A 20,828-nucleotide genomic window follows, 5' to 3' on the forward strand; every position below is an offset into this window, starting at 1 on the left:
CGTACCGGCGCCGCCCGCCGCTGTGACCGGCGCGGGAGGTGCGGACCGCGGTGTGACCGCCCGCCTCGTACAACGGATACGGACTCGTACAACGGATGCGGAGCGCAGCGCACCGCGTCCCCGGACGCGACGAGGAGACGTGACACCGGAGATGACCGCCGCACTGCTCCTCCCACCGGCGCTTACGGCCCTGACGGGCCTCGCTCTCGGCGTACTCGTGGCGCCGCTAGCGCGAGCCGGTGCCCGCGGCCGGTCTGATCTTCGCCGTCAGGTCCGCGCGACGCTGGACGTCCAGCTTGCGGTACGCGCGGGTCAGATGCTGCTCGACGGTGCTGACCGTGATGAACAGCTTGTCGGCGATCTCCCTGTTGGTGTGGCCGCGGGCGGCGAGCGTGGCGACGCGCAGCTCGGCGTCGCTGAGCTCGACGCGCTGCCGCCGGGCCTGGGGCGGCGGGACGCCGTTCCCTGCCGGGGAGGCCGCGGTGTCGGCGGACGGGTCCTCGGGGTCGGGGACCCCGCACTCGCGGGCGAGCTGCTGCGCCCTGCGGGCCAGGGCCCGGGCCTGGCCCGCGCCGCCGAGCTCGCGGTGGGCGCGGGCCAACTCGCCGGTGGCGTGGACGAGTTCGAGCCGGTGGCCGGTCGCCCGCAGGATCTCGACGGCCTCGTCGAGGAGCGGCGGGCGCCGCGCCGGGTCGAGGGCGCGGGCGAGCACCCGCAGCGAGACGCCGCGCGTCCAGCAGCCCGCGGTGCCGACCAGGGCCAGCTGTTCCTCGGCGAGGCTCTGGGCGCGGCTGAGGTCGCCGAGCGCCAGGTGGGCCTGCGCGGCGTCGGTGCGCCAGGGCACGAGGGCGGGCAGGTCGAGGTCCCAGCCCGTCATGATGTCGCCGCAGGTGCGGAAGTCGTCGAGCGCGGCGTAGGGCCGCGCGGCGGCGAGGTAGTAGTGGCCGCGCGCCCACAGGTAGAGCAGCCCGTCGGGGGTGTGGAACGCCACCTCCGGGACGGGCAGGGCCAGTTGGGCGGCCGCCTCGTCGAGGCGGCCGCGCGCGGTCTTGGCGTACACGGCGACGGCGACGAGCGACGCGAGGGCAACGCCCCAGCCCTCGGCGGGCACCAGCGTGATCGCCGTGTGCGCGGACCGCTCGGCCGCGGCGAGCCCGCCGAGGCGCACCTCGATGCGCGCCTTGACCGACGCGAGCTGGGCCTGCCACATGGGGGCGCCGCGCTCGGCGGCCTCCTTGAAGAGCGTCTCGCACCAGTGCGCCGCCTTGTCGAGGCGGTCGGCGAGGATCAGCGAGTCCAGGGCGACGACGAGCGCCGGGACCGTGCGGTCGTCGAGGCGGGTGCCCTGCAGGACCTGTTCCGCGCGCACCACGACGTCGTCCCCGGCGCCGTCGAGCACCGCCTTCACCAGGGTGACCGCTCGTTCGTGGATGCTGCGCGCGGGGGTCGCGGCCTGCGGGACGCCCTCGGTACGGGCCCGGGCGGGGCGCGGCAGGCCCGGATACTCGTACGCCATCCACAGTCGGACGTCGTCGAGCCGGTGCGGGGCGCCGGTGCCGGGGTGGGCCGTGGCCCGGGCCTTCTCGGCGGCGCGGAGCACGGCGAGCGCCTGGTCGACGCGGCCGAACCACAGGAGGTCCGCGACCAGTTCGGCCGCCTGCCGGTCGCCGAGCCGGCCCGCGAGCGCGGCGGCGGTGAGCTCGGGCAGGTGCGGGGCGGCGGTGGCCGGGTTGACCCGCCAGGCGGCCCGGGTGAGGGCGGCCCTGATCTCCAGGGCCGTGTGCTCGTCGGTACAGGTGTCGCGGGCGACGCGCAGACAGGCGAGCGCGAGGCCCACCTCGTCGTCCGCCAGGGCCCGTTCGGCCGCTTCGAGGAGCGTCGGCAGCGCCCACGGGGCGTCGATCGGCTCCGCCAGGATCAGGTGCTGCACGACCGCGGTCACCGCCCTCCCGTGTTCGTGCAGCACCGTCGCCACCCGGGCTTCGAGCCGCGCGCGGTGCTCGGGCTCCATGGCGCGCAGGACCGCGGCGCGGCCCGCCTCGTGCCGGAACCATCCGGAGCCGAGCAGTCCGGCGGCGTCCAGGGCGGCGAGGCCGCGGTGCGCCGACTCCGGGCTCACGCCGATGACTTCGGCGAGCTCGGCGGGCGGGGCGCCCGGGCCGAGGACCGCGAGGGCCCACGCGGTGTGCCGCACCTCGGGGTCGCTGCGGTACAGGCACATCGTGACGGCCCGCTCGTAGGCCTCGCCCGGCACCGGCTCGGCGGGCCTGCTCTCGACCGGGCCGCACGCGGCACCGAAGTCCTCGATGAGGGCCCTGGTCAGCAGGGGGTTGCCGCCGCCGGTCCGGTGCAGGGCCGCGACGAGCGAGCGCGGCCGCCACCGCTCGGGGCCCAGGGCGCCGGCGGGACCGAGCGCGGTGACCATGCCGGCCACTCCCGCCCGAGTGAGCGGGCCGAGCCGGATAGTGCGACAGCCCGGCAGACGCAGCAGGTCGACCTGGAATCGCGTATTCCCAGGCAGCTCACCGCCGCTTTCCCCGAGCACCAGGAGAATGCGGCGCGCGACCAGTCTGCGCGCCAGATAGAGTAAACATTCGAGTGAATACGGATCGGCGTGGTGCACATCGTCGACGACGACCACCACCGTCCTTTCCTCTGCCTTTTCCAGGACAATCCCGCAGAGCTCCGTGATCGCATTCACCACCGCGGCGGGCAGCGTCACCCGCGCCCGCCGCGCCGGCACGGTCGCCGCCACGAGATCGAGCAGCCGTGCCGCCCGCGCGACCCCTTCCGGCGGCAGCCGTGCGCCGAGCAGCAGCTGCCCCATCACCCCCAGCGGCAGATCGCGCTCCGCGTCCGACGCCGTGGCCTGCAAAAACAGCGCCCCGGACGCATGCGCTTCGGCCCCGAAGGCGCGCAGAAGCGCGGTCTTCCCGCTCGCGACCGCACCGCTCACCGACAGCACTCCGCCATGCCCCGCCATGGCGGCGGTGAGCATGCCGTCCATGATCGAGAATTCCTCTTCCCGTTCCACCAAGTTCATGAGCCGACTTCTCCCCCGCACCTGACGGCTGGTTCTTCCGCGGTACGGCAGGACGCCTGCACCCAGCCTTTCGGACGCGGCCGTCCAACCGTTTGAATATTCTTCCACATCGGAAAATCGACTACCAGCGGAATTCAACGCAATGACGCCCGGCCACCACCGAAATCGCGCCAACGGCACCACAAATGGACTTCTCAACTCCGCAACGGTTGATGTTTCTTGCAGCATTTCCAGATGCCGAAAAGCAATGGCTGTTTCGAAGAAGCAGCCGAACGACCCGCCCTGACCTGCCACGACGGGCGGAAGAAAGGGCTTGCAGCTGAACATGTGCGCACGTCATGCCCGCGTCACCCCTGTTGGCCTGGACCTTTACCGCGAAAACGCTTTCGGGGGACTTTCAAGGGACGTCGGGAATGCCGTCACGATGGCCGAGTACCGTCGCCCGCGCCCGCCCGTCGCGCCAGGAGCCGAAGCCGCTACCCTACTTGCATGGATGCGCAAGGACAGTCGTGGGACGCGGCGGCCGCGGACCGTGCGGTGGCGGTGCTGAAGGCGGTGGCCGACCCCTCCCGGTACCGGCTCCTGTGGGCGCTCACCCGGCAGGAGCTGCCGGTCAGCGCGCTCGCCGAGCTGCTCGGCGCGCACGTCGCCGCGACCTCCCAGCACCTGGCGAAGCTCCGGGCGGCGGGCCTTGTCGTCTCGCGCCGCGAGGGCACCCGTATCTACTACCGGGCCGCCGACGTACGCGGCCTCCTGGAGGAGGCGACCCTGGTGGCCGACACCGCCGCGCGCGCGGGCGAGGCGGCCCCGGCATCGCCGGGCGCGGCACCGGCGGCGCAGGAACAGACCGCCGTCGCCCCGCAGCCGACGCCCCGGGCGGCACCGGCGGCCCGGCGACGCCCGGCCACCGGACACTGAGCCCCGCGCACGCTCAGCCCGCCGCGCCCGCGCCCCCGTCGTCGAGCCGGTACTCCTCCGGGTCCGCGTCGTAGGCGTACAGCTCGGCGTACCGCCCCCAGTCGGTCGCCGTCTCCAGCTGTCGCTCCACCTGTTCGCTGGTGAAGTGGTGCGCGAGCAGGTCGCGGAAGAACCCGGCGCGGACGGCGCCGTCCGGCTGTCGGCGCAGGCTGTTGGTGATCAGCTTGACCAGCGGGACGTCCGTCGCGGCACCGGCGAAGATGGTCTTGGACGTCTGCACGTCGGCCCCGGCGAACGCGGCGCCGCGCTCCGTGAGGACCAGGTCGTCGCCGCTGACCCCGGCGAAGCCGAGCAGGTCGAGGGCGTCGACCTGCGGCAGCAGGTCGTCGACGTCGAGGCCGAGGTCCTCGGCGAGGTCGGCGAGGTCGCACCGGCCGCCGCGGTGGGCGACCATCTCGGCGAGGCCCGACAGGCCGTCGACGCTGGCGGTGGGCAGCGGGGTGTTGGCCACGGTCCGCTTCTCCAGGTCCGTGGCCCCGCTCCCCAGACCCACGGCCCCGTCGCGGCCGGGGAGCCGCGTCTCCTTGGGGCGGCCGGTCATGACGCGGTACACGCGGTCGATCAGCTCGTCGAACGCGGGCGCGTTCCGGTCGCGCGGGCGGTCCAGGCCGACCTCGATGGTCTCGCGGATGGTGCCGTAGGGCCGCGAGCCGAGGACGACGACGCGGTCGGCCATCAGGACGGCCTCCTCGATGTTGTGGGTCACCAGCACCACGGCCCGGGTGGGGAACTGGCCGGACTCCCACAGCTCCATCAGCTCGCCGCGCAGGTTCTCGGCGGTCAGGACGTCGAGCGCGGAGAACGGCTCGTCCATCATCAGCACGTCCGGCTCGACGACCAGGGCCCGGGCGAAGCCGACGCGCTGGCGCATGCCGCCGGACAGCTCCTTCGGGTACGCCGACTCGAAGCCGTCGAGGCCGATCAGGTCGATGGCCTGGCGGGCGGCCTCGGCCCGTGCGTCGGGGCCGACCCCGCGCGCCTCCAGGCCCAGTTCGACGTTCTGCTGCACCGTCAGCCACGGAAGCAGCGCAAAGGTCTGGAACACCATGGCCGTGCCGGGGTTGGCGCCGGTCAGCGGCCGCCCGCGGTAGGTGACGGTCCCTGAGCTCGCCGGGATGAGCCCGGCGAGGCAGCGGAGCAGCGTGGACTTGCCGGACCCCGACCTGCCGAGCAGGGCGACGATCTCGCCCGCGCGCACCTTCAGGTCGATGCCCGCGAGGACGGGCAGTTCGCCGTCGGCGCCCGCGTAGGACTTGGTCAGGCCCGCGGTTTCGAGCAGGACGTCGCCGTCGGCGGCGCGCGGCGGGCAGGCGACAGCGGGTGCGGTGGCCTTCTTGCGGAAGAGGGAGGTCAGCGCCATGGCGGCTCTCCAAGTACGTAGATCTGTCAGGGAAGTTCAGAGGGCGTAGCGGTTTTCGGCGAGGCGGTAGAGGCGGCGCCACAGGAGCCGGTTGAGGCCGACGACGTACAGGCTCATCACGGCGACCCCGGCGAGCAGGTGCGGGTGGTCGCCGTCGGAGGTGGCCTGGGCGATGTACGCGCCGAGCCCGGTGGCGGTGAGCGTGGTGCCGCCGAAGGTGACGACCTCGGCGACGATCGACGCGTTCCAGGCGCCGCCGGACGCGGTGATGCCGCCGGTGACGTACGAGGGGAAGACGCCGGGCAGGATCAGCCGCCGCCAGCGCTGGACGCCGCGGACGCCCAGGTCGTCCATGGCCTCGCGCAGGTCCGTCGGGATCGCCATGGCACCGGCGATGGTGTTGAAGAGGATGTACCACTGGGCGCCGAGCGCCATCAGCAGGATGCCGCCGACGTCGATCGAGAGCCCGGTCCTCAGGAAGAACCAGACGGCGACGGGGAAGAGGAAGTTCGCGGGGAAGCTCGCGAGGACCTGCACGACGGGCTGCGCGATCCGGGTCAGGCGCGGCGAGAAGCCGATCCGTACGCCGATGGGCACCCAGACGACGGTGGCCACGGCGACGAGCACGACGACGCGCGCGAAGGTGACGAGGCCGAGCAGCAGCGGCTCCCCGAACACGCCGAGGCCGGTGCGGTCGTCGAGATAGCGGCCGAGGTCGACCAGGCCCCAGACGATCAGGCCGCCCGCGACGAGCCCGAAGGCGAGGTCGCCGGTGCGCTGGCGCGCCGGGGAGAGCGTGAGCGGCCGGTCGTCGGTGCCGAGGACCCGCGCGGCCCGGCCGAGGGCGCGCCCCACGGGGCGCAGGAGCGAGCCGAGCAGCCGCGGCCAGTGGGAGCGGCGCAGGAAGTCGAGGACGACCGAGCGCTGGACCTCGCCGGCCTCGGCCTGCTCGTTCTTGAACTTCTCCGCCCAGGCCGTCAGGGGCCGCCAGAACAGGAAGTTCACGCCGACGACCATGACGGCCATGGTGAGGACGGCCCACCCGACCTTGCCGAGGTCGCCGTCGGTGACGGCGGCGCCCGCGTAGGAGCCGACGCCGGGCAGCGCGTAGTCCTTGTTGTTGACGCTGATGGCCTCCGACGCGACGAGGAAGAACCAGCCGCCGCCGAAGCTCATCATGCCGTTCCAGACCAGGCCGATCGTCCCGGCGGGCAGCTCGACCTTCCAGAACCGCATCCACTTGGTGAAGCGGAACGACCGGGAAAGCTCGTCGAGTTCACGGGGCAGCGAGGTGAGGGAGTGGTAGAAGGCGAACGTCATGTTCCACGCCTGGGACGTGAAGATCGCGAAGATCGACGCGCATTCGAGGCCGAGCGTCGAGCCGGGGAACAGGGCGATGAACCCGGTCACCGCGACCGTCAGGAACCCGAGCACGGGCACGGACTGGAGGATGTCGAGCGCCGGGATCAGGATGCGTTCGAGACGGCGGCTCTTGGCCGCGGCGTAGGCGTACACGAAGGTGAAGAGGGTCGACGCGGCGAGCGCGACGAACATCCGAAGCAGCGAGCGCGCCGCGTCGTACGGCAGCTGCGACGGATCGGTGTCGACCTTGACGGACTGTTCGGTGGAGAAGCGGACGGTGGTGCCCTGGCCGACGCGCAGGACGAGATAGAGCAGGACGAGGACGGCCGCGGCGACCACCACGTCCACCCAGGTCATACGGGACAGGCGCCCCGCGACACGGGAGGCGAACGGCGGGCGCGCGGCGCCCGTGCCGGTCCGGAACGACATCACAAGAACCTCCGACCACACTGTGGGCACAGCGGACCCCGGGCCGCGACCGCGCGCACGGCGGGCCGGAAGGGGGCGGCGGTGCGCCTGGTGTGCGCACGTGAACTGGCAAAGAGAGGACGCGGGAATCGGGGCGCGTCAGAGGGCGCCCGGGGCCCGCGTCACGCCGGTCCCGTGCGGGTCGGCCCACGGCCGGAGGGCCGGGCGGCGACGGTGCGGGAGCGACGGATCAGGCGCTGCCGGGGAGGCAGCGGCTACGGGAACTGCGACTACTGGGAGGTTCCGCGCCCATGGCTGCCTCCTTCTGTGGTGCCGGGCGGTCGGGGCCGCCGCGCGAGCAGGGGAAGGGCAGGCCCCGTGCGCCGGTCGTGGGCCGGGGTGCCACCGGAAGTCTGCTCCTCTTTGCGTCGATACGCAAATACGGTGCCGCGAGCCGCGGCGCCCGCGTCACGCCTGGTCCGCGCCCAGCCTCCGCACGACCTCGCCGAGCCCCTCCCGCAGCACCGCGAGCTGCTCCGCGGTGAGGACGTCGACGAGGTGCGCGCGGACCACGCCGACATGGCCGGGCGCGGCCCGCTCCAGGCGCGCGCGGCCCTCGTCCGTGAGGACCGCGTAGACGCCGCGCACATCGCGGTCGCACGAGCGGCGGCGCACCAGGCCCGCCTTCTCCATCTGCGTGATCTGATACGTGAGCCCGCTCTTGGTGGTGATGACGGCGTCCGCGAGCTCGCTCATGCGCAGCTCGCCGCCCTCGACGGCGGAGAGCCTGACGAGGACCTCGTACTGGAGGTGCGACAGGCCCGCCTCCTCCTTCAGCTGCTGCTCGATGCGCCGGTCGAGCAGCGCGCCCGCGGTCAGGAAGGCCTGCCAGGCGGCCATCTCGTCGTCGTCGAGCCAGTTCGTTTCGGGCATGACGGCAGCGTACGCCCGTTGTTCAAATTCAAACAATCAGCTACGGTCGAGGTACGTGGTTCAAATTTGAACCGCGACCTGTCGTACGCACACCGCGCCCGTCACCGCCGCACCGCAAGGAGCCGACCATGACCACCGCAGCACCGGAGCGCATGCCGTCCCTCTTCATGAGCCACGGCGGCCCGACCCTCGCCGAGGACGCCCTCTGGCCGGGGGAACTGGCCCGGTGGGGCGAGGAGTTGCCGCGGCCGAAGGCGATCCTGATGGTCTCCGCCCACTGGGAGGAGGCCCCGCTCGCCATCGGCGCGACCACCGCCGTACCGCTGATCTACGACTTCTGGGGCTTCCCCGAGCACTACTACCGCATCCAGTACGCCGCGCCCGGCGCCCCCGAGCTCGCCGAGCAGGTCCGGGGGCTGCTGCGCGGCCCCGGCATGCCGGTGCACGACCTGCCGGACCGCGGCCTGGACCACGGCGCGTACGTCCCGCTGCGCGAGATGTACCCGGACGCCGACGTACCGGTCCTCCAGATCTCCATGCCGACCCTGGACCCGAAGAAGCTCATGGACATCGGGCGCCGCCTCGCGCCGCTGCGCGACGAGGGCGTGCTGATCGTCGGCAGCGGCTCGTTCACGCACAACCTGCGGGCCATCAACCCCGAGAACAAGGTGCCGTCCGTGATGGCCGAGTTCGACGACTGGGGCAGGCGTGCCCTGGCGGCCGGGGACGTGGACGCGCTGCTCGACTTCGAGCGCAAGGCACCGGCCGCCCGGTACGCCCACCCCCGCGAGGAGCACTTCGTGCCGCTCGCGGTCACCCTCGGCACCGCCGAGGACGAGCTGCGCACACAGCGCAGCGTCATCGAGGGCACCTGGCTCGGGCTCTCCAAGCGGTCGGTGCAGTTCGGCTGAGCGGTACGGCCGCACTCGGCCTCGGGAGCCGCCGGGGCTCAGTCCATCGGCTGTGGGGTCTCCCCTGCTCGAGCGCAGCCGAGAGCTCGGAGATGCGTCCAGCCCCGGTCCGTACGCACCAACTCCCGGAAGCCGAGCGCCGTCAGGCCCGCGATCGCCTGCGCGTCCCCGGCCGACTCGTACGCGAGCAGCCGGTCGGCGCCCGCGAGCCGCAGCCACGCGGCGGCCTCCCCGAGCAGCCAGGCCGCGAGGCCGTCCACGCCGTGGTCCGGCACCAGGTGGAAGTTGCCGACGTCGGCCAACGCGCCGTTGCGGGCCTGGCGTTCGGCGCGGCCGAGCGCCGTGTCGACCTCGATGAAGCCGAGGTCGCGGCCGTCGGACCCGTCGGGGCCTTCGGGTCCCGCGAGGTGCGCCGTCAGACGCGTGCCGCACTCGCCGAGCGAGCGCCGCACCGTGAGGCCCGGCAGCGGCGGCGCGGGCGTCGGCAGGTCGGACACGGCGGCGATGAGGACGGCCTCCGTGTCCCCGGTGTGCCGGAACCCGGCGCGCTCGAACGCGGCCCGGACGTGCGGCCAGACCCGGGGCAGGCCGTAGACGCCGGGCGCGGGCAGCGCGCCGTCGGCCTCCCGCACGCGCACGCCCCAGCGCGACAGCTGCGCGAGGCAGGCGCCCATCAACAGGTCGGCGGCCTCGTCCGCGTCGGGCCAGAACGACGCGGTCGGGTGGCACACGAACCAGTCGACGACGCCCGCGTCCCGGAAGTCCGGGCCCACCTCGTCGTCGCCGCGGTAGCGCAGCAGGTGGGCGGCGGCCACGACGAACGACCGCTGTTCGGCGACGAGCGTCACGCGCTCGGCCACCCAGGGGTCGGTGATGAACTCGTCGGGCTGCCGGGTCAGTTGGCCGACGACCGTGTTCACGGACACGGAGACACCGGGGACGACGGCGGCGACGTGGGCGTTCACGAGCTCGGTGAGCTGGTCGCGGTCGTCGCGGTGGAAGGGGCGTACCTTGAGGGCGGACATGCGCGGTCCTCGCAGGTCAGGGCCGGTCAGGCCATGCTGTCAGGGAGGCCGCCATGCGATGCGGTACGCCGACGATCATACGACGGGCTCCCCTTCAGGGGCCACCGCGCGGGGCGCCGCCGTCACGGCGAGGTTGTGGTGGACGGTCAGATGCGGGCGCAGCTCGATGTCGCCGTCGTCGGTGGCGCCGTGGGCGCTCGGGAAGGCGTCGGTGCGGCGCCGGTCCACGATGTCGCCGCGCAGCCGCGCGACGGGCATGCCGTCGCCCTTCTCGTCGTACGGGTCGAGGCGCAGGTCCCACACGGCCTCGCCGCCCGGATGCCGCCCGGCCAGGTCCGCCAGCGGGAGCTCGACGGCGAAGCCGCCCGCCCCGTCGACCTTGCAGCGGGTCCGGACCTCGGCGTCGGAGCCGCGCAGGTGTGCCGTGAGCCGGTAGTGGTGGCCGCGCGCCGCCTCGCCGTGGACCGTGCCGGTCAGCGCGAGCGCGCCGTCGGCCACGGCCAGGGACTCCAGCTCGGCGTGGGCCGCCCGGCTCCAGGTGCGCAGGGAGAGGTGGCCGTCCTTGGTGCGGTACGGGACGGCGGTCGCGAAGCCCGCGCCGGACGGGTGCGGCGGCACCGCGGCGAGCAGGCGGCCGGTCTCCACGAGTCCCGCCCGCACCCGGCGTACGCGGCCCGCGCGCCCCTGCTGGAGGTGGACGTTCCAGTACCCCTCGGCCATCGGGCGGCCGCTGCGGTGCAGCATGAGCCTGACGTACGCGCCGTCGTCGGCGGTGACCTTGAACGGGAGCAGCACCTCATCGTCGTCCGTGCCCGCGCGCGGCTTGAGCACCAACTGCCAGGCCCCGTACGGCAGTTCGTGCACCGGAACGTGGAAGTACAGCGAGCCGTCCGCGGCCACGCGGCAGCCGACGGCGACGGGCGGCAGCGCCTTGCCGAGCCAGGCGGCCACGCCGAGCCGCTCGGCGAGCGCGCCGAGGCGCTGGCGGGGTGTGCGGGCGGGCGCCGTGCGCCGGGTGCGGGCGCCGCCGCGGGTGCGGGTCCGGCGGGTCGGCGTGGTGCCCGGCCTGAGGTCGGCGATCAGCGCCTCGAACTGGGCGGCCGTGTGGTCCGGCAGGAAGCGGCGCGCGGAGGCGATCGCCGCCTGGGCCATGCGGAAGCGCTCCGTGTCGTTCTCGATCAGGCGGCACAGCGCGTCGGCGAGCCCCTTCTCCACGTCCGTGTCCGAGCCGTCCGCCGGGACGAGCAGGCCGTCCTCGCCGTGCGTGATGATCTCGCGCGGCCCGTAGTCGCAGTCCGTGCTCACCACCGGCACGCCCAGGCGCATGGCCTCCACGATCGTCATGCCGAACGACTCCGTGGCGCTCGACACGGCGGCGATGGCGCCCTTGGCCCACTCCGTGTCGATCGGGCTGTGCGCGTCCATCAGGAGCACGTGGTCGTGCAGACCGAGTTCGCGGATGCGGCGGCGCAGCCTGTCCTTCTCACGGCCGCGCCCGTAGATGCGCAGGGTCCAGTCCGGGTGCTGCCTGGCGACCTCCGCGAACGCCCCGATCAGCCGGTCGTAGCGCTTCACCGGGACGAGCCGGCCCGCCGCGACGACCGTCTTCGTGTCGCCCGACGAGGCCTCGGCCTCGGGGGCGGGGATGCAGTTCGGGATGTGCGTGAGGCGGGTGCCGACATCGGGGAGCGCCGTGCGGTAGGCCCGCTCGTCGCCGTGCGAGACGGTCACGAACGCGTCGAGCCGGGCGATGGCGGCGTCCTGGTCGCGGCGCAGGCCCGCGCCGTGGAAGTCGTGCGTGACGTGTTCCTGGCCGATGCGCAGCTGGTCGGGGCGGCCGTGCTCGGCGAGGAAGCAGACCAGGTAGGGGCGGGTCGCGACGACGACGTCCGCGTCGGTGCGGCGCAGGAAGTCGGCGAGCCGCTCCTCGCCGAGTCTGCTGGGCGGCGTCCTGCCCTTGTACATCAGGTCGTGCGGGCACACTTCGCCGGGCGCGGCCTGGTCGGGGCGGTCGCCGTCGTGGTGCCGGGAGCCGGGGCGCAGGTCGACGAGGGGGCGCAGGGTGACGCCGGGGCCGAAGGGGAGGCTCGGGTGCTCGGCGGTGCGGTAGTAGGAGACGATCTCGACCTCGTGGCGCTCGGCGAGGGCGGTGGCGAGGTTCGCCGTCGCGCGGATCGTGCCGCCGATGCCGTACGCGTTGTAGAGCAGGAAGGTGATCTTCATGGGGGCTGTGCCGTGGCCCTTCGTCCCGAGTCGTCCGTGGTGCTGTGCAGTGATCCGCACGGTCTTCACCCTCACGAAGGCGGGCGCCCCGCCACATCCGGCTGAAGGCTGTGCCGGACCCGTCGTCCGGTGGGAGCGACCCCCGCCGGGTGGCGGGGGCCTCAGGTCGCACAGGGGGGTACTCAGGTACCGCCCGGGCCCGGCGGGCCGGCTCAGCGGACGCGCTCGGCGACCTTGGTCGCCCGCTGGAGCAGCGCTTCGAGCGGGCCGCGCCGGAAGAAGCGGGACCAGAGCGCCGCGAAGACGGTGACGCCCGCGACGAAGCCGAGCAGGACGTACCCCGGCGACGACGATCCGGGCAGCTCCTCCATGCCCAGCAGCCGGATGGCCACGATGTGCAGGACGTACGCGGTCAGGGACATGCTGCCGACGGCGATCACCGGCCGGGCGAGCCGCCGGAAGCGCGGCAGGACGTCGACGGCGGCCAGGCAGGCGACCAGGACCACGATCGCGACGCCCGTGTTCGCCACGACGGACAGCGTCGTCTCGCTGTGCGGCGCGGCCACGAACAGCCACGCCGGGGTGGACTGCTCGGGCCAGCCCGCGACGTCGGACCACCACGCGGTGCCCGCCCCGTTCGCCTGCCACCCGGCCGCGCCGAGGGCGCGGGCGACGCCGGGCACGTGGTGCAGGGCCAGCCACGAGCCGCCGTACCCGAGCACGGCGAGGCCCGCGCCGGTGACGGCGAGGCGGACGCGGACGGCGGCGGACGCCAGGTCGAGCCGGGCCACCGCCATGCCCGCGACGACGAAGGGCAGCCAGGAGAGGGCGGGGTAGCTGCCGGTGAACAGCAGCGACACCAGGCCGTCGGCCGTACGCGGCCACGCCCCGGGACCCGTCGAGCCGCCGCCGAGCGCGCCGCCGTACACCGCCTCCGCGACGACGTACAGGACCTGCGGAAGCACCAGGGCCGACACCACGGCGATCTCCGCGAGCGTCCGGGCCGAGAGCCGGTACAGCGGCAGGACGAGCAGGAAGTACAGGCCGTAGAAGGCGAGGATCACCTCGACCGGGGTCTCGCTCATGGTGAGCGCGGTGCCGAGCGCGAGCAGGACGACCGCCCGGATCACGACCTTCACGACGGCCTGGCGGCCCGCGCGGCCGGTCTTCGGCGCCCGGCGGCCCGTCATCAGGACCACCGAGAAGCCGGCGAGGAACGCGAAGAGGGCCGACGCGCGGCCGTGCGTCAGCTCCATGAGGAACCCGGTGGCGCCGCCGGTGGTGGCCGGGTCGGGGCCCACGTGGGCGGCGTACATGCCGAAGACGGCGAGCCCGCGGGCGAGGTCGACGCCGATGAGGCGGCCGGGCCCCGGCTGTTCCCGAGTGCCCCCGTGCGGCGCGACCGGCCGCTCCTGAGCACCCCTGCGCGGCGCGACCGGCTGTTCCCGGCCGCTCCCGTGCGGCGCGGTCCCCGGCACCGAGGAGCGGGGCGGCGGCGTCCCGACGGCGTTCTGAGTCATGCCGTCAAGCCTTGGCGGCGCCGGACGCGGCCCGTATCCGGCGATCGTCCGGCGCGACCCCGCCGCCCGGCCCACGCACTCCCCCCGAACGGCTGGAACCGCCACGCCGGGTGGCTGGCGCCGCGGGGGCGCCCGACCGGGCGGCGGGCCCCGCCGCCTAGAGTCGGACAGAAGAGCGATCAACGGCAGGACGGGACGCGCGTGATCCAGGTAGTGGTGGTGGACGACGAAGCGCTGGTCCGGTCCGGCTTCGAGCTGATCCTCAACGCGGCCGACGACCTGCGGGTCGTGGCGACCGCGGCGGGGGCCGACGCGGTGGACACCGTACGCCGGGAGCAGCCGGACGTCGTCCTGCTCGACATCCGCATGCCGGACGTCGACGGCCTCACGGTCCTGCGGGAGCTCCGGTCGCTGCCGCAGGCGCCGGTCGTGGCGATGCTGACGACCTTCGACACCGACGAGTACATCGTGACCGCGCTGCGCTCCGGCGCCGCGGGCTTCCTCCTGAAGGACACCGAGCCCGACCAACTCGCCCAGCTCGTCCGGACGCTGGCGGCGGGCGGCGTCGTGATGTCCCCCAAGGCGTCCCGCTCCATGCTCCGCAGCCACCCCGGGGCGGGCGGCGCGGCGGCCGACGCCGAGACCGCGCGCGTGGACCGGCTCACCGGCCGGGAGCGCGACGTCCTCGTCCTGATCGCCGAGGGCCTCACCAACGCCGACATCGGCGTCCGCCTCCACCTCAGCGCGGGCACCGTCAAGGACCACGTGAGCGCGATCCTCACCAAGCTCCGGGTGACCAGCCGCGTCCAGGCGGCGCTGCTCGCCCAGCGGGCGGGCCTGCTCGACGCCGCGCCCGGGCTCGAGGAGACGCGGTGAGCCCGCAGGAACCGGTCACGGGAGCCCGCTCCGCCACCGTCCCGGACGGCCCGCCGCGCCCGCGCTGGCTGCGCCGCCCACCCCCGGTGGTCATCGACCTGGTCATCGTCGTCTGCGCGGTGATCGACGTCGGCCTGAGCATCGAGGACGAGACCCCGGCGGTCCTGGCCTTCGCGGCGCTCTCGTGCGCCGCGCTCGTCTTCCGGCGCCGCTTCCCGCTGCCGGTGTTCCTGCTCACCCTGCCGGCCTCGCTGACCCTCGACATCATGGTGCCGCCGCTCGCGGCCCTGTTCACGCTCGCCGACCGCACCCGCGACCGCAGGCTGCTCGCCGTGTGCATGGTCCTCTCCGCCGCCGCCACCAGCACCCCCTGGCCGCTGACCAGCTTCGCGTCCGACGACCACACCTGGACCGCGATCTTCTTCGTCTACACGCTGGCGACGGTGACCGCGCCCGTCCTGCTCGGCCAGCTCACCCAGGCCCGCCGCGACCTGTCGCGCCGCCTCACCGAGATCGAGGAGGCCCGTGAGCAGGAGCGGGTCCTGCACGCACAGGCCGTCCTCGCCCAGGAGCGCACCCAGCTGGCCCGCGAGATGCACGACGTGGTCTCGCACCAGGTGTCGCTCATCGCGGTGCGCGCCGGGGCCTGGCAGGTGTCGGCGCGGGACGCGGACTCGCGGGAGGCCGCCCGCACGATCCGCTCCCTGAGCGTCGACACCCTCGACGAACTGCGGCACATGGTCACGCTGTTGCGCGCGTCGGGCGGCCGGGCCACTGAGCTCACCCCGCAGCCCACGCTCGCGGACCTGCGGGGCCTGGTCGCCTCCAGCGGCATCGACGCGGAGCTGTCCGGCGAGCTGCCGCTCGACATCCCCACGCCCGCGCAGCGCACCCTCTACCGCACGGTCCAGGAGGCCCTCACCAACGTGCGCAAGCACGCGCCGGGCGCCCGCGCCCGCGTGGACCTGTGGGACGACGGCGACGAGTTCGGCGTCACCGTCACCAACACTCCGCCCACCCGCCCGTCCCTCCCCCTCCCCGGCTCCCGCCAGGGTCTGATCGGTCTGCGCGAGCGGGCGGAGCTCCTCGACGCCACCTTCCAGGCGGGCCCGACGGAGGACGGCGGCTTCCGGGTGACGCTCAGGGTCCCGTCCACGGACGGCTGACGCCGCATACCTGTCACCGGTTTCCGTCCGCCTCCCACGGCCCGTACAGGGCGCACTCCGCGCCCGTCGCCAGCGCCCAGTACCGGTCGCCGTACGACCAGTGCCACCATTCCGTGGGGTAGTTGACCAGGCCCACGGCCGTGAGCGCCGCGCCGAGGGTCCGCCGGTTGGCGCGGGCGTCGGCGCTGATGCCGTCCGCGTGCGTGTAGCAGGCGCCCGCGCTCTCCTCCGGGCTCGCGTTCAGCGCCGTGCCCATGTCCAGCTGCTTCCCGTCGGGTCCTGCCAGGGTCAGGTCGACGGCCGCGCCCGCGCTGTGCGGGGCTATGTCCGGCGGGGACACATAGCGGCTCGCGGCGGCGTGGATCTCCGCGGGCGGCCGGGCGGGGTCGGCGGCGCGGAGTTCGGCCGCGTACTCCTCGAAGTACCGGCGCTGCAGCGACAGCGGCCGATAGCCCTCGACGAAGAGCAGCCGCAGGCCGTCCGGCAGCAGCCCGTCCGCCTTCACCAGGCGTTGGAGCACCCCTTCGCGCAGCAGCGCGTACGACCCCGCCGGGTCCGCCACCAGGGAGTCGACGAGGAGGCCGCCCTCGCGGCGGACGTCCACGAGGGGCTCGGCGATGTCCCGGACGGGGACGGCGGCGACCTTCGGGTCCGACATCAACGTGATCTCAGTCATGGGGAGATCATCACGTGCGCTGCCGCGCGGTGTATACGGGAGTTCGTCATGCGCACCGGCGCGCGGTGTATACCTGGAGCAGCCCGCGGCGCCCCCGCCCGACGACGTGAGGAACCCGGTCCGCATGCCCGTCCCGCCCCGCCCCCGCTCCCGGCCGCGTGCCGCGCTCGCCATGTCGGCCGACGCGGCGGCGGCCGTCATCGACGACGAGGTGGTCGCCGCCCTCTCCGAGGTGTGCGACCTGCACCATCCGCCGCTGCTCGACGACTTCACCACCGAGTCGGCGCGGGCCGTGCTCGGCCGGGCCGAGGTGCTCGTGACCGGGTGGGGCTGCCCGCCCCTGGACGCGGCCGCCCTCGCGGCGGCGCCGGAGCTGCGGGCCGTGGTGCACACCGCGGGGTCCGTACGCGGCCACGTCACGCGCGCGTGCTGGGAGCGCGGGATCGAGGTGTCGTCGGCGGCCGCCGCCAACGCGCTGCCCGTCGCCGAGTACACGGTCGCGATGATCCTGCTCGCGGGCAAGCGGGTCCTGGAGCGGGCCCGCTCCTACCGGGCGGCGCGCGACCGCGACGACCCGTTCGGCACGCCCCGCGCGATCGGCAACCACGGCCGCACCGTGGGCATCCTGTCCGCCTCGCACGTCGGGCGCCGCGTCGTCGAGCTGCTGCGGCCGTACGACATGGAGGTGCTGCTCCACGACCCGTACGTGACGGAGCGCGATGCCGCGGCGCTCGGCGTGCGGAGCGTCGGACTGCGGGAACTCTTCGCGGACAGCGACGTCGTGAGCGTCCACACGCCGCTGCTTCCCGCCACGCACGGGCTCGTCAGCGCGGAACTTCTCGCCGCCATGCGGCAGGACGCGGTGCTCATCAACACCGCGCGCGGCGCCGTCGTCGACCAGGAGGCCCTGACGGACGCCGTGACGCGCGGGCGGATCCGGGCGGTGCTCGACGTCACGGACCCCGAAGTCCTGCCGCCCGCCCACCCGTTGTGGGACTGCGAGCACGCGCTCCTCACCCCGCACCTCGCCGGGTCCCAGGGCAACGAGTGGCGCCGCCTGACCGACCTCGCGGTCAGCGAGGTCGGACGGTGGGCGGCGGGCGACGGCTTCGCCCACGCCGTACCGGCGGAGCGGGCCCCGTTCCTGGCGTGACGTCCGCCCGAGGGGTCAGGCGCCGGTGGTGGAGCCCGGCCTGACGATCATCAGGATCGTGACGGTCGCCCAGAGGAGGTTGAAGACGCCGGTGAACATGGCCAGTTGAGCGCTCGTGCGCCGGTCGACGACCACGGCCGCGGCACCGCCGTCGCCCTCGGGCTCCGTCCCGCTCACCGCGTCGAGAGCCGACTCCTGCCGCGGCAGGACGAGCACGATCAGCACCACCGCCGCGACGAACGTGAGCGCGATGGAGGTGACGAGCCAGGCGCTGCCGAGGACGTCCATGCTGCTCGCCGTGGCGAAGCCGAAGCCCACGACGGCGACGCCGACGCCCGCGTAGACACGGCAGATGCGGTGCAGGGTGCGCAGCGTCGTGACGGGCGCGGCGCCGCCCGGCTCGGCGAGGGCGTCGCGCAGGACCTTCGGGAACATGCTGGCGGCGACGGTGACGGGGCCGACGGCCACGATCGCGGCGAGCACGTGCAGAACGAGGAAGAGCTTCGTCATCGCGGTACCGGCCGATCAGACCGCGACGGCTTCGGCACCGGTTTCGCGCCATACGACGCCGCGGCGCTCGTACGCGAAGAGCCGCTCGACCGTGTGCGCGACGCGCGGGCCGAACTCCCGCTCCAGCAGGTGCAGACCGAGGTCGAGCCCCGACGTGACCCCGGCACCGGACACGAGGTCGCCGTCGTCGACGACCCGCGCCCCGACCGCGCGGACGCCGAGGTCCGCCATGCCCGGCAGGGTCTGGTGGTGCCCGGCGGCGGGGCGGCCCTCGACGAGGCCCGCCATGGCCAGGAGCAGCGAGCCGCCGCAGACGGTCGCCACGGTGACGCCCTCGCGGGCCAGGGCGGCGCCGAGCAGTCCGGGCAGCTCCGTGCCGAGTGCGCGCCGGAGCCGCGAGGGGATGCTGTCGTCGCCGGGATCCCCTTGCTCGGTGGCCCCGGCCGCGCCCGGCACCACGATCAGGTCGGCGCGCTCCGGGTCGAGCCGGGCCGTGGCCTTGAGGGAGATCATCTCCAGGGCGCTGGGCACGTCGCGCGCGCCCTCCGCCGAGACCAGCTCCACGGTGATGGCGCCACCGGTGGCGACACCTCCCGCGTACAGGATTTCCAGGGGCCCGATGAGGTCCAGCGGATCGAAGCCGTCGAAGAGGACTGCCTGCACGTGCATGCGGAGGTTCCGTTTCGTGGGTGGTGGGTGAAGGGGTACCGGCGGGACCCAGGAGAGGCGACGCTCCGCTCGGGCCCTCGGCCGAGGCTAGCCAGCGCCGTTCCCGCCTCGACAGTGGCACTAATGACAGCTTCCAACGGGATATCGCCAAGAGCGTCTGGGGACATCAAGAGGGTCGAATCCGCTGGTGTGCGGCTATGTGACGCCGCCGTCCCGGCTTGGCGGAACCTCGGCGGTGACGTACGTTGCCGCCATGCATACGGTCGCGGTCCTCGCCCTGGACAACGTCATCCCCTCCGACCTGGCGATGCCCATCGACGCCTTCGCCCGCACGCAGCTGCCCGGCGGGCGGGACGGCTACCGGGTGCGGGTGTGCGCCGCGGAGCCGGAGGTCGACGCGGGCACCTTCACGCTGCGCGCGCACCACGACCTGAGCGGGCTCGCGGACGCGGACACGGTGATGGTGCCGGGCGTCCACGACCCGATGGCGCCGGTGCGGGAGGACGTCCTCGACGCGCTGCGCGCGGCCGCCGACGCGGGCACGCGGATCGCCTCGATCTGCGTCGGCACGTTCGTGCTCGCGCAGTCGGGGCTGCTCAAGGGGCTCAGGGCCACCACGCACTGGTACGCGACGGACCAGCTGGCCGCCGCGTACCCGGACGTGGCCGTCGACCCGGACGTCCTGTACGTGGACAACGGCCAGGTCCTCACGTCCGCGGGCGCCGCCGCCGGGCTCGACCTGTGCCTGCACATGATCCGCAGGGACTACGGCTCCGCGGTCGCCGCCGAGGCCGCGCGCGCGTCCGTCATGCCCCTGGAACGCGAGGGCGGTCAGGCCCAGTTCATCGTCAACCTGCCCCCGGCGAGCCCGCGCGGCGCCGCGCTCGAACCCCTGTTGACCTGGCTGGACGAGAACGCGGCCCGGGACCTCACGCTCGACGACATCGCCGGGCACGCGGGCCTGAGCAGCCGCACGCTGCTGCGCCGCTTCCGCGAGCAGACCGGCACGACGCCGCTGCAGTGGCTGCACCGGGCCCGCGTCCGCCGGGCCCAGCACCTCCTCGAGACCACCGAGCACCCGGTGGAGCGCATCGCCGCGCAGGTCGGCTTCGGCTCACCGACGGCGTTCCGCGACCGCTTCAAGCGGGTCGCCGGAGTCAGCCCGCAGGCGTACCGGCGGGCGTTCAGCAGCACGCAGGCGTGACGCCAGGCCTTGGTGCCACCGGTCAGGGCCCTGCTGCCACCAGTCAGGCCTTGCGCGCCAGCACGAGCCGCCAGCTCGGGCTGCCGTCGGCGCGACGGCCGAACTCCGCGAGCGGAAGCAGCTCCACCGCGAACCCGGCGCGCTCCAGGTCGGCCACCACTCCGGCCAGCGGAAACGTGCGGTAGTACATGACGAAGTGCGGCCGCCACAGCGCGTTGCGCACCCTCATCGCCCCGTCGAAGCCGAGCATGGCCCAGTACCATGGTGACGTGAGTGGCTGCGGTGCGCCGATGGGAAAGGCGAACAGGCCACCGGGGCACAGCGCCCGGTGCACCTGGGCGAAGAGCCCGGGCCGCTCCGACGGCAGGAAGTGTCCGAACGCCCCGAAGCTGACGGCCACGTCGAAGGCGCCGGTGAACGGCAGCGCGCGGGCGTCGGCCCGCACCCAGTCCACCGCGGGCCCCGCCGCCTCCGGGACGACCCCGGCCCGCGCCGCGGCCAGCATCCCGGCGCTGAAGTCGACGCCCGTCACGCGCTCCCGGCACAGCGGCAGCAGGACCTCGACGCCCGCCCCGGTGCCGCAGCACACGTCGAGCCCCGTCCCGAACGGGCCGAGCGGGCGCAGTGCCTCGACGGTCGCGTCGAGGAACCGGTCGGGCGTGCGGAACGGCGTGCGGTCGAACTTGGGAGCCAGCAGATCGTAGCCGCGCTCGGTGGAGGACAGCGCCTGAACGGCCAGTTCGCGAAGCGATGGGCCCTGGGAGGTGAACACCGGCACAGCCTAATGAGTCGGGGCACCGGGCAGGGCTCC

17 protein-coding genes are annotated in these 20,828 nt (G+C 74.0%); 6 read left to right on the forward strand and 11 right to left on the reverse strand.

Annotation, left to right across the window (positions count from 1 at the left end):
- Positions 1–226: 226 nt before the first annotated feature.
- Complete coding sequence (locus ACFWZ5_RS06525) at positions 227–3,043, reverse strand: AAA family ATPase (RefSeq protein WP_384890485.1); 2,817 nt, start codon at positions 3,041–3,043, stop codon at positions 227–229.
- A gap of 489 nt (positions 3,044–3,532) precedes the next feature.
- Between ACFWZ5_RS06525 and ACFWZ5_RS06530 the strand changes: the two genes are divergently transcribed.
- The gene (locus tag ACFWZ5_RS06530; protein ID WP_384799162.1) at positions 3,533–3,961 is read left to right on the forward strand and encodes an ArsR/SmtB family transcription factor; all 429 of its coding nucleotides are present in this window, start codon (positions 3,533–3,535) and stop codon (positions 3,959–3,961) included.
- Between the two features lie 13 nt (positions 3,962–3,974).
- On the opposite strand, the gene ACFWZ5_RS06535 is transcribed toward ACFWZ5_RS06530, so the two are convergent.
- The 3 genes from ACFWZ5_RS06535 to ACFWZ5_RS06545 form a co-directional block, all read right to left on the reverse strand.
- On the reverse strand, positions 3,975–5,381 hold the full coding sequence (locus tag ACFWZ5_RS06535) for a nitrate/sulfonate/bicarbonate ABC transporter ATP-binding protein (protein ID WP_384799159.1): 1,407 nt from the start codon (positions 5,379–5,381) through the stop codon (positions 3,975–3,977).
- A 36-nt stretch (positions 5,382–5,417) separates the two neighbouring features.
- On the reverse strand, positions 5,418–7,172 hold the full coding sequence (locus ACFWZ5_RS06540; protein ID WP_384799156.1) for an ABC transporter permease: 1,755 nt from the start codon (positions 7,170–7,172) through the stop codon (positions 5,418–5,420).
- A 447-nt stretch (positions 7,173–7,619) separates the two neighbouring features.
- Positions 7,620–8,084, reverse strand: a complete 465-nt coding sequence (locus ACFWZ5_RS06545; protein ID WP_384799153.1) for a MarR family winged helix-turn-helix transcriptional regulator — start codon at positions 8,082–8,084, stop codon at positions 7,620–7,622.
- Positions 8,085–8,212: 128 nt separating this feature from the next.
- Here ACFWZ5_RS06545 and ACFWZ5_RS06550 point away from each other — a divergent pair, with 128 nt between their 5' ends.
- Positions 8,213–8,995: a dioxygenase gene (locus tag ACFWZ5_RS06550; protein WP_384799150.1), complete on the forward strand. Its 783-nt coding sequence runs from the start codon at positions 8,213–8,215 to the stop codon at positions 8,993–8,995.
- Positions 8,996–9,033: 38 nt separating this feature from the next.
- Here ACFWZ5_RS06550 and ACFWZ5_RS06555 read toward each other — a convergent pair whose 3' ends face one another.
- From ACFWZ5_RS06555 to ACFWZ5_RS06565, 3 genes are all read right to left on the reverse strand, one after another.
- On the reverse strand, positions 9,034–10,020 hold the full coding sequence (locus tag ACFWZ5_RS06555) for an N-acetyltransferase (protein ID WP_384799147.1): 987 nt from the start codon (positions 10,018–10,020) through the stop codon (positions 9,034–9,036).
- Between the two features lie 75 nt (positions 10,021–10,095).
- Positions 10,096–12,303: a glycosyltransferase gene (locus ACFWZ5_RS06560; RefSeq protein WP_384799144.1), complete on the reverse strand. Its 2,208-nt coding sequence runs from the start codon at positions 12,301–12,303 to the stop codon at positions 10,096–10,098.
- Positions 12,304–12,455: 152 nt separating this feature from the next.
- Positions 12,456–13,763: a DUF418 domain-containing protein gene (locus tag ACFWZ5_RS06565; protein ID WP_384799141.1), complete on the reverse strand. Its 1,308-nt coding sequence runs from the start codon at positions 13,761–13,763 to the stop codon at positions 12,456–12,458.
- A 201-nt stretch (positions 13,764–13,964) separates the two neighbouring features.
- Between ACFWZ5_RS06565 and ACFWZ5_RS06570 the strand changes: the two genes are divergently transcribed.
- Positions 13,965–14,639 (forward strand): response regulator, encoded by a 675-nt coding sequence (locus tag ACFWZ5_RS06570; RefSeq protein ID WP_384799138.1) that lies wholly within the window; start codon positions 13,965–13,967, stop codon positions 14,637–14,639.
- Between the two features lie 119 nt (positions 14,640–14,758).
- Positions 14,759–15,805 (forward strand): sensor histidine kinase, encoded by a 1,047-nt coding sequence (locus ACFWZ5_RS06575; protein ID WP_384799168.1) that lies wholly within the window; start codon positions 14,759–14,761, stop codon positions 15,803–15,805.
- A 13-nt stretch (positions 15,806–15,818) separates the two neighbouring features.
- Here the strand turns inward: ACFWZ5_RS06575 and ACFWZ5_RS06580 are convergent, their stop codons facing one another.
- Entirely contained in the window at positions 15,819–16,481 is a 663-nt protein-coding gene (locus tag ACFWZ5_RS06580) for a M15 family metallopeptidase (RefSeq protein WP_384799135.1), read from the reverse strand.
- 124 nt (positions 16,482–16,605) lie between these two features.
- Between ACFWZ5_RS06580 and ACFWZ5_RS06585 the strand changes: the two genes are divergently transcribed.
- Positions 16,606–17,634 carry a hydroxyacid dehydrogenase gene (locus ACFWZ5_RS06585; protein WP_384799132.1) on the forward strand — a complete coding sequence of 343 codons (1,029 nt, stop codon included), beginning with the start codon at positions 16,606–16,608 and terminating at the stop codon, positions 17,632–17,634.
- 15 nt (positions 17,635–17,649) lie between these two features.
- Here ACFWZ5_RS06585 and ACFWZ5_RS06590 read toward each other — a convergent pair whose 3' ends face one another.
- Both ACFWZ5_RS06590 and ACFWZ5_RS06595 read right to left on the reverse strand, forming a co-directional pair.
- Positions 17,650–18,144 carry a hypothetical protein gene (locus ACFWZ5_RS06590; protein ID WP_384799129.1) on the reverse strand — a complete coding sequence of 165 codons (495 nt, stop codon included), beginning with the start codon at positions 18,142–18,144 and terminating at the stop codon, positions 17,650–17,652.
- A 15-nt stretch (positions 18,145–18,159) separates the two neighbouring features.
- Positions 18,160–18,813 carry a DJ-1/PfpI family protein gene (locus ACFWZ5_RS06595; RefSeq protein WP_384799126.1) on the reverse strand — a complete coding sequence of 218 codons (654 nt, stop codon included), beginning with the start codon at positions 18,811–18,813 and terminating at the stop codon, positions 18,160–18,162.
- Positions 18,814–19,066: 253 nt separating this feature from the next.
- Between ACFWZ5_RS06595 and ACFWZ5_RS06600 the strand changes: the two genes are divergently transcribed.
- A complete protein-coding gene (locus ACFWZ5_RS06600; RefSeq protein WP_384799123.1) occupies positions 19,067–20,017 on the forward strand; it encodes a GlxA family transcriptional regulator in 951 nt (316 codons plus the stop codon).
- A gap of 43 nt (positions 20,018–20,060) precedes the next feature.
- On the opposite strand, the gene ACFWZ5_RS06605 is transcribed toward ACFWZ5_RS06600, so the two are convergent.
- Positions 20,061–20,789 carry a class I SAM-dependent methyltransferase gene (locus tag ACFWZ5_RS06605; RefSeq protein ID WP_384799120.1) on the reverse strand — a complete coding sequence of 243 codons (729 nt, stop codon included), beginning with the start codon at positions 20,787–20,789 and terminating at the stop codon, positions 20,061–20,063.
- Between the last annotated feature and the right edge of the window lie 39 nt (positions 20,790–20,828).

This window comes from Streptomyces sp. NPDC059003, assembly GCF_042740445.1.
Classification (GTDB): Bacteria; Actinomycetota; Actinomycetes; order Streptomycetales; family Streptomycetaceae; genus Streptomyces.

Bases quoted from the DNA above. Each gene is read 5' to 3' on its own strand.
- ACFWZ5_RS06535 (WP_384799159.1), bottom strand. From the start codon at position 5,381: ATGGCGCTGACCTCCCTCTTCCGCAAGAAGGCCACCGCACCCGCTGTC.
- ACFWZ5_RS06540 (WP_384799156.1), bottom strand. From the start codon at position 7,172: ATGTCGTTCCGGACCGGCACGGGCGCCGCGCGCCCGCCGTTCGCCTCC.
- ACFWZ5_RS06595 (WP_384799126.1), bottom strand. From the start codon at position 18,813: ATGCACGTGCAGGCAGTCCTCTTCGACGGCTTCGATCCGCTGGACCTC.
- ACFWZ5_RS06555 (WP_384799147.1), bottom strand. From the start codon at position 10,020: ATGTCCGCCCTCAAGGTACGCCCCTTCCACCGCGACGACCGCGACCAG.
- ACFWZ5_RS06600 (WP_384799123.1), top strand. From the start codon at position 19,067: ATGCATACGGTCGCGGTCCTCGCCCTGGACAACGTCATCCCCTCCGAC.
- ACFWZ5_RS06545 (WP_384799153.1), bottom strand. From the start codon at position 8,084: ATGCCCGAAACGAACTGGCTCGACGACGACGAGATGGCCGCCTGGCAG.
- ACFWZ5_RS06590 (WP_384799129.1), bottom strand. From the start codon at position 18,144: ATGACGAAGCTCTTCCTCGTTCTGCACGTGCTCGCCGCGATCGTGGCC.
- ACFWZ5_RS06550 (WP_384799150.1), top strand. From the start codon at position 8,213: ATGACCACCGCAGCACCGGAGCGCATGCCGTCCCTCTTCATGAGCCAC.
- ACFWZ5_RS06580 (WP_384799135.1), bottom strand. From the start codon at position 16,481: ATGACTGAGATCACGTTGATGTCGGACCCGAAGGTCGCCGCCGTCCCC.
- ACFWZ5_RS06565 (WP_384799141.1), bottom strand. From the start codon at position 13,763: ATGACTCAGAACGCCGTCGGGACGCCGCCGCCCCGCTCCTCGGTGCCG.
- ACFWZ5_RS06525 (WP_384890485.1), bottom strand. From the start codon at position 3,043: ATGAACTTGGTGGAACGGGAAGAGGAATTCTCGATCATGGACGGCATG.
- ACFWZ5_RS06585 (WP_384799132.1), top strand. From the start codon at position 16,606: ATGCCCGTCCCGCCCCGCCCCCGCTCCCGGCCGCGTGCCGCGCTCGCC.
- ACFWZ5_RS06530 (WP_384799162.1), top strand. From the start codon at position 3,533: ATGGATGCGCAAGGACAGTCGTGGGACGCGGCGGCCGCGGACCGTGCG.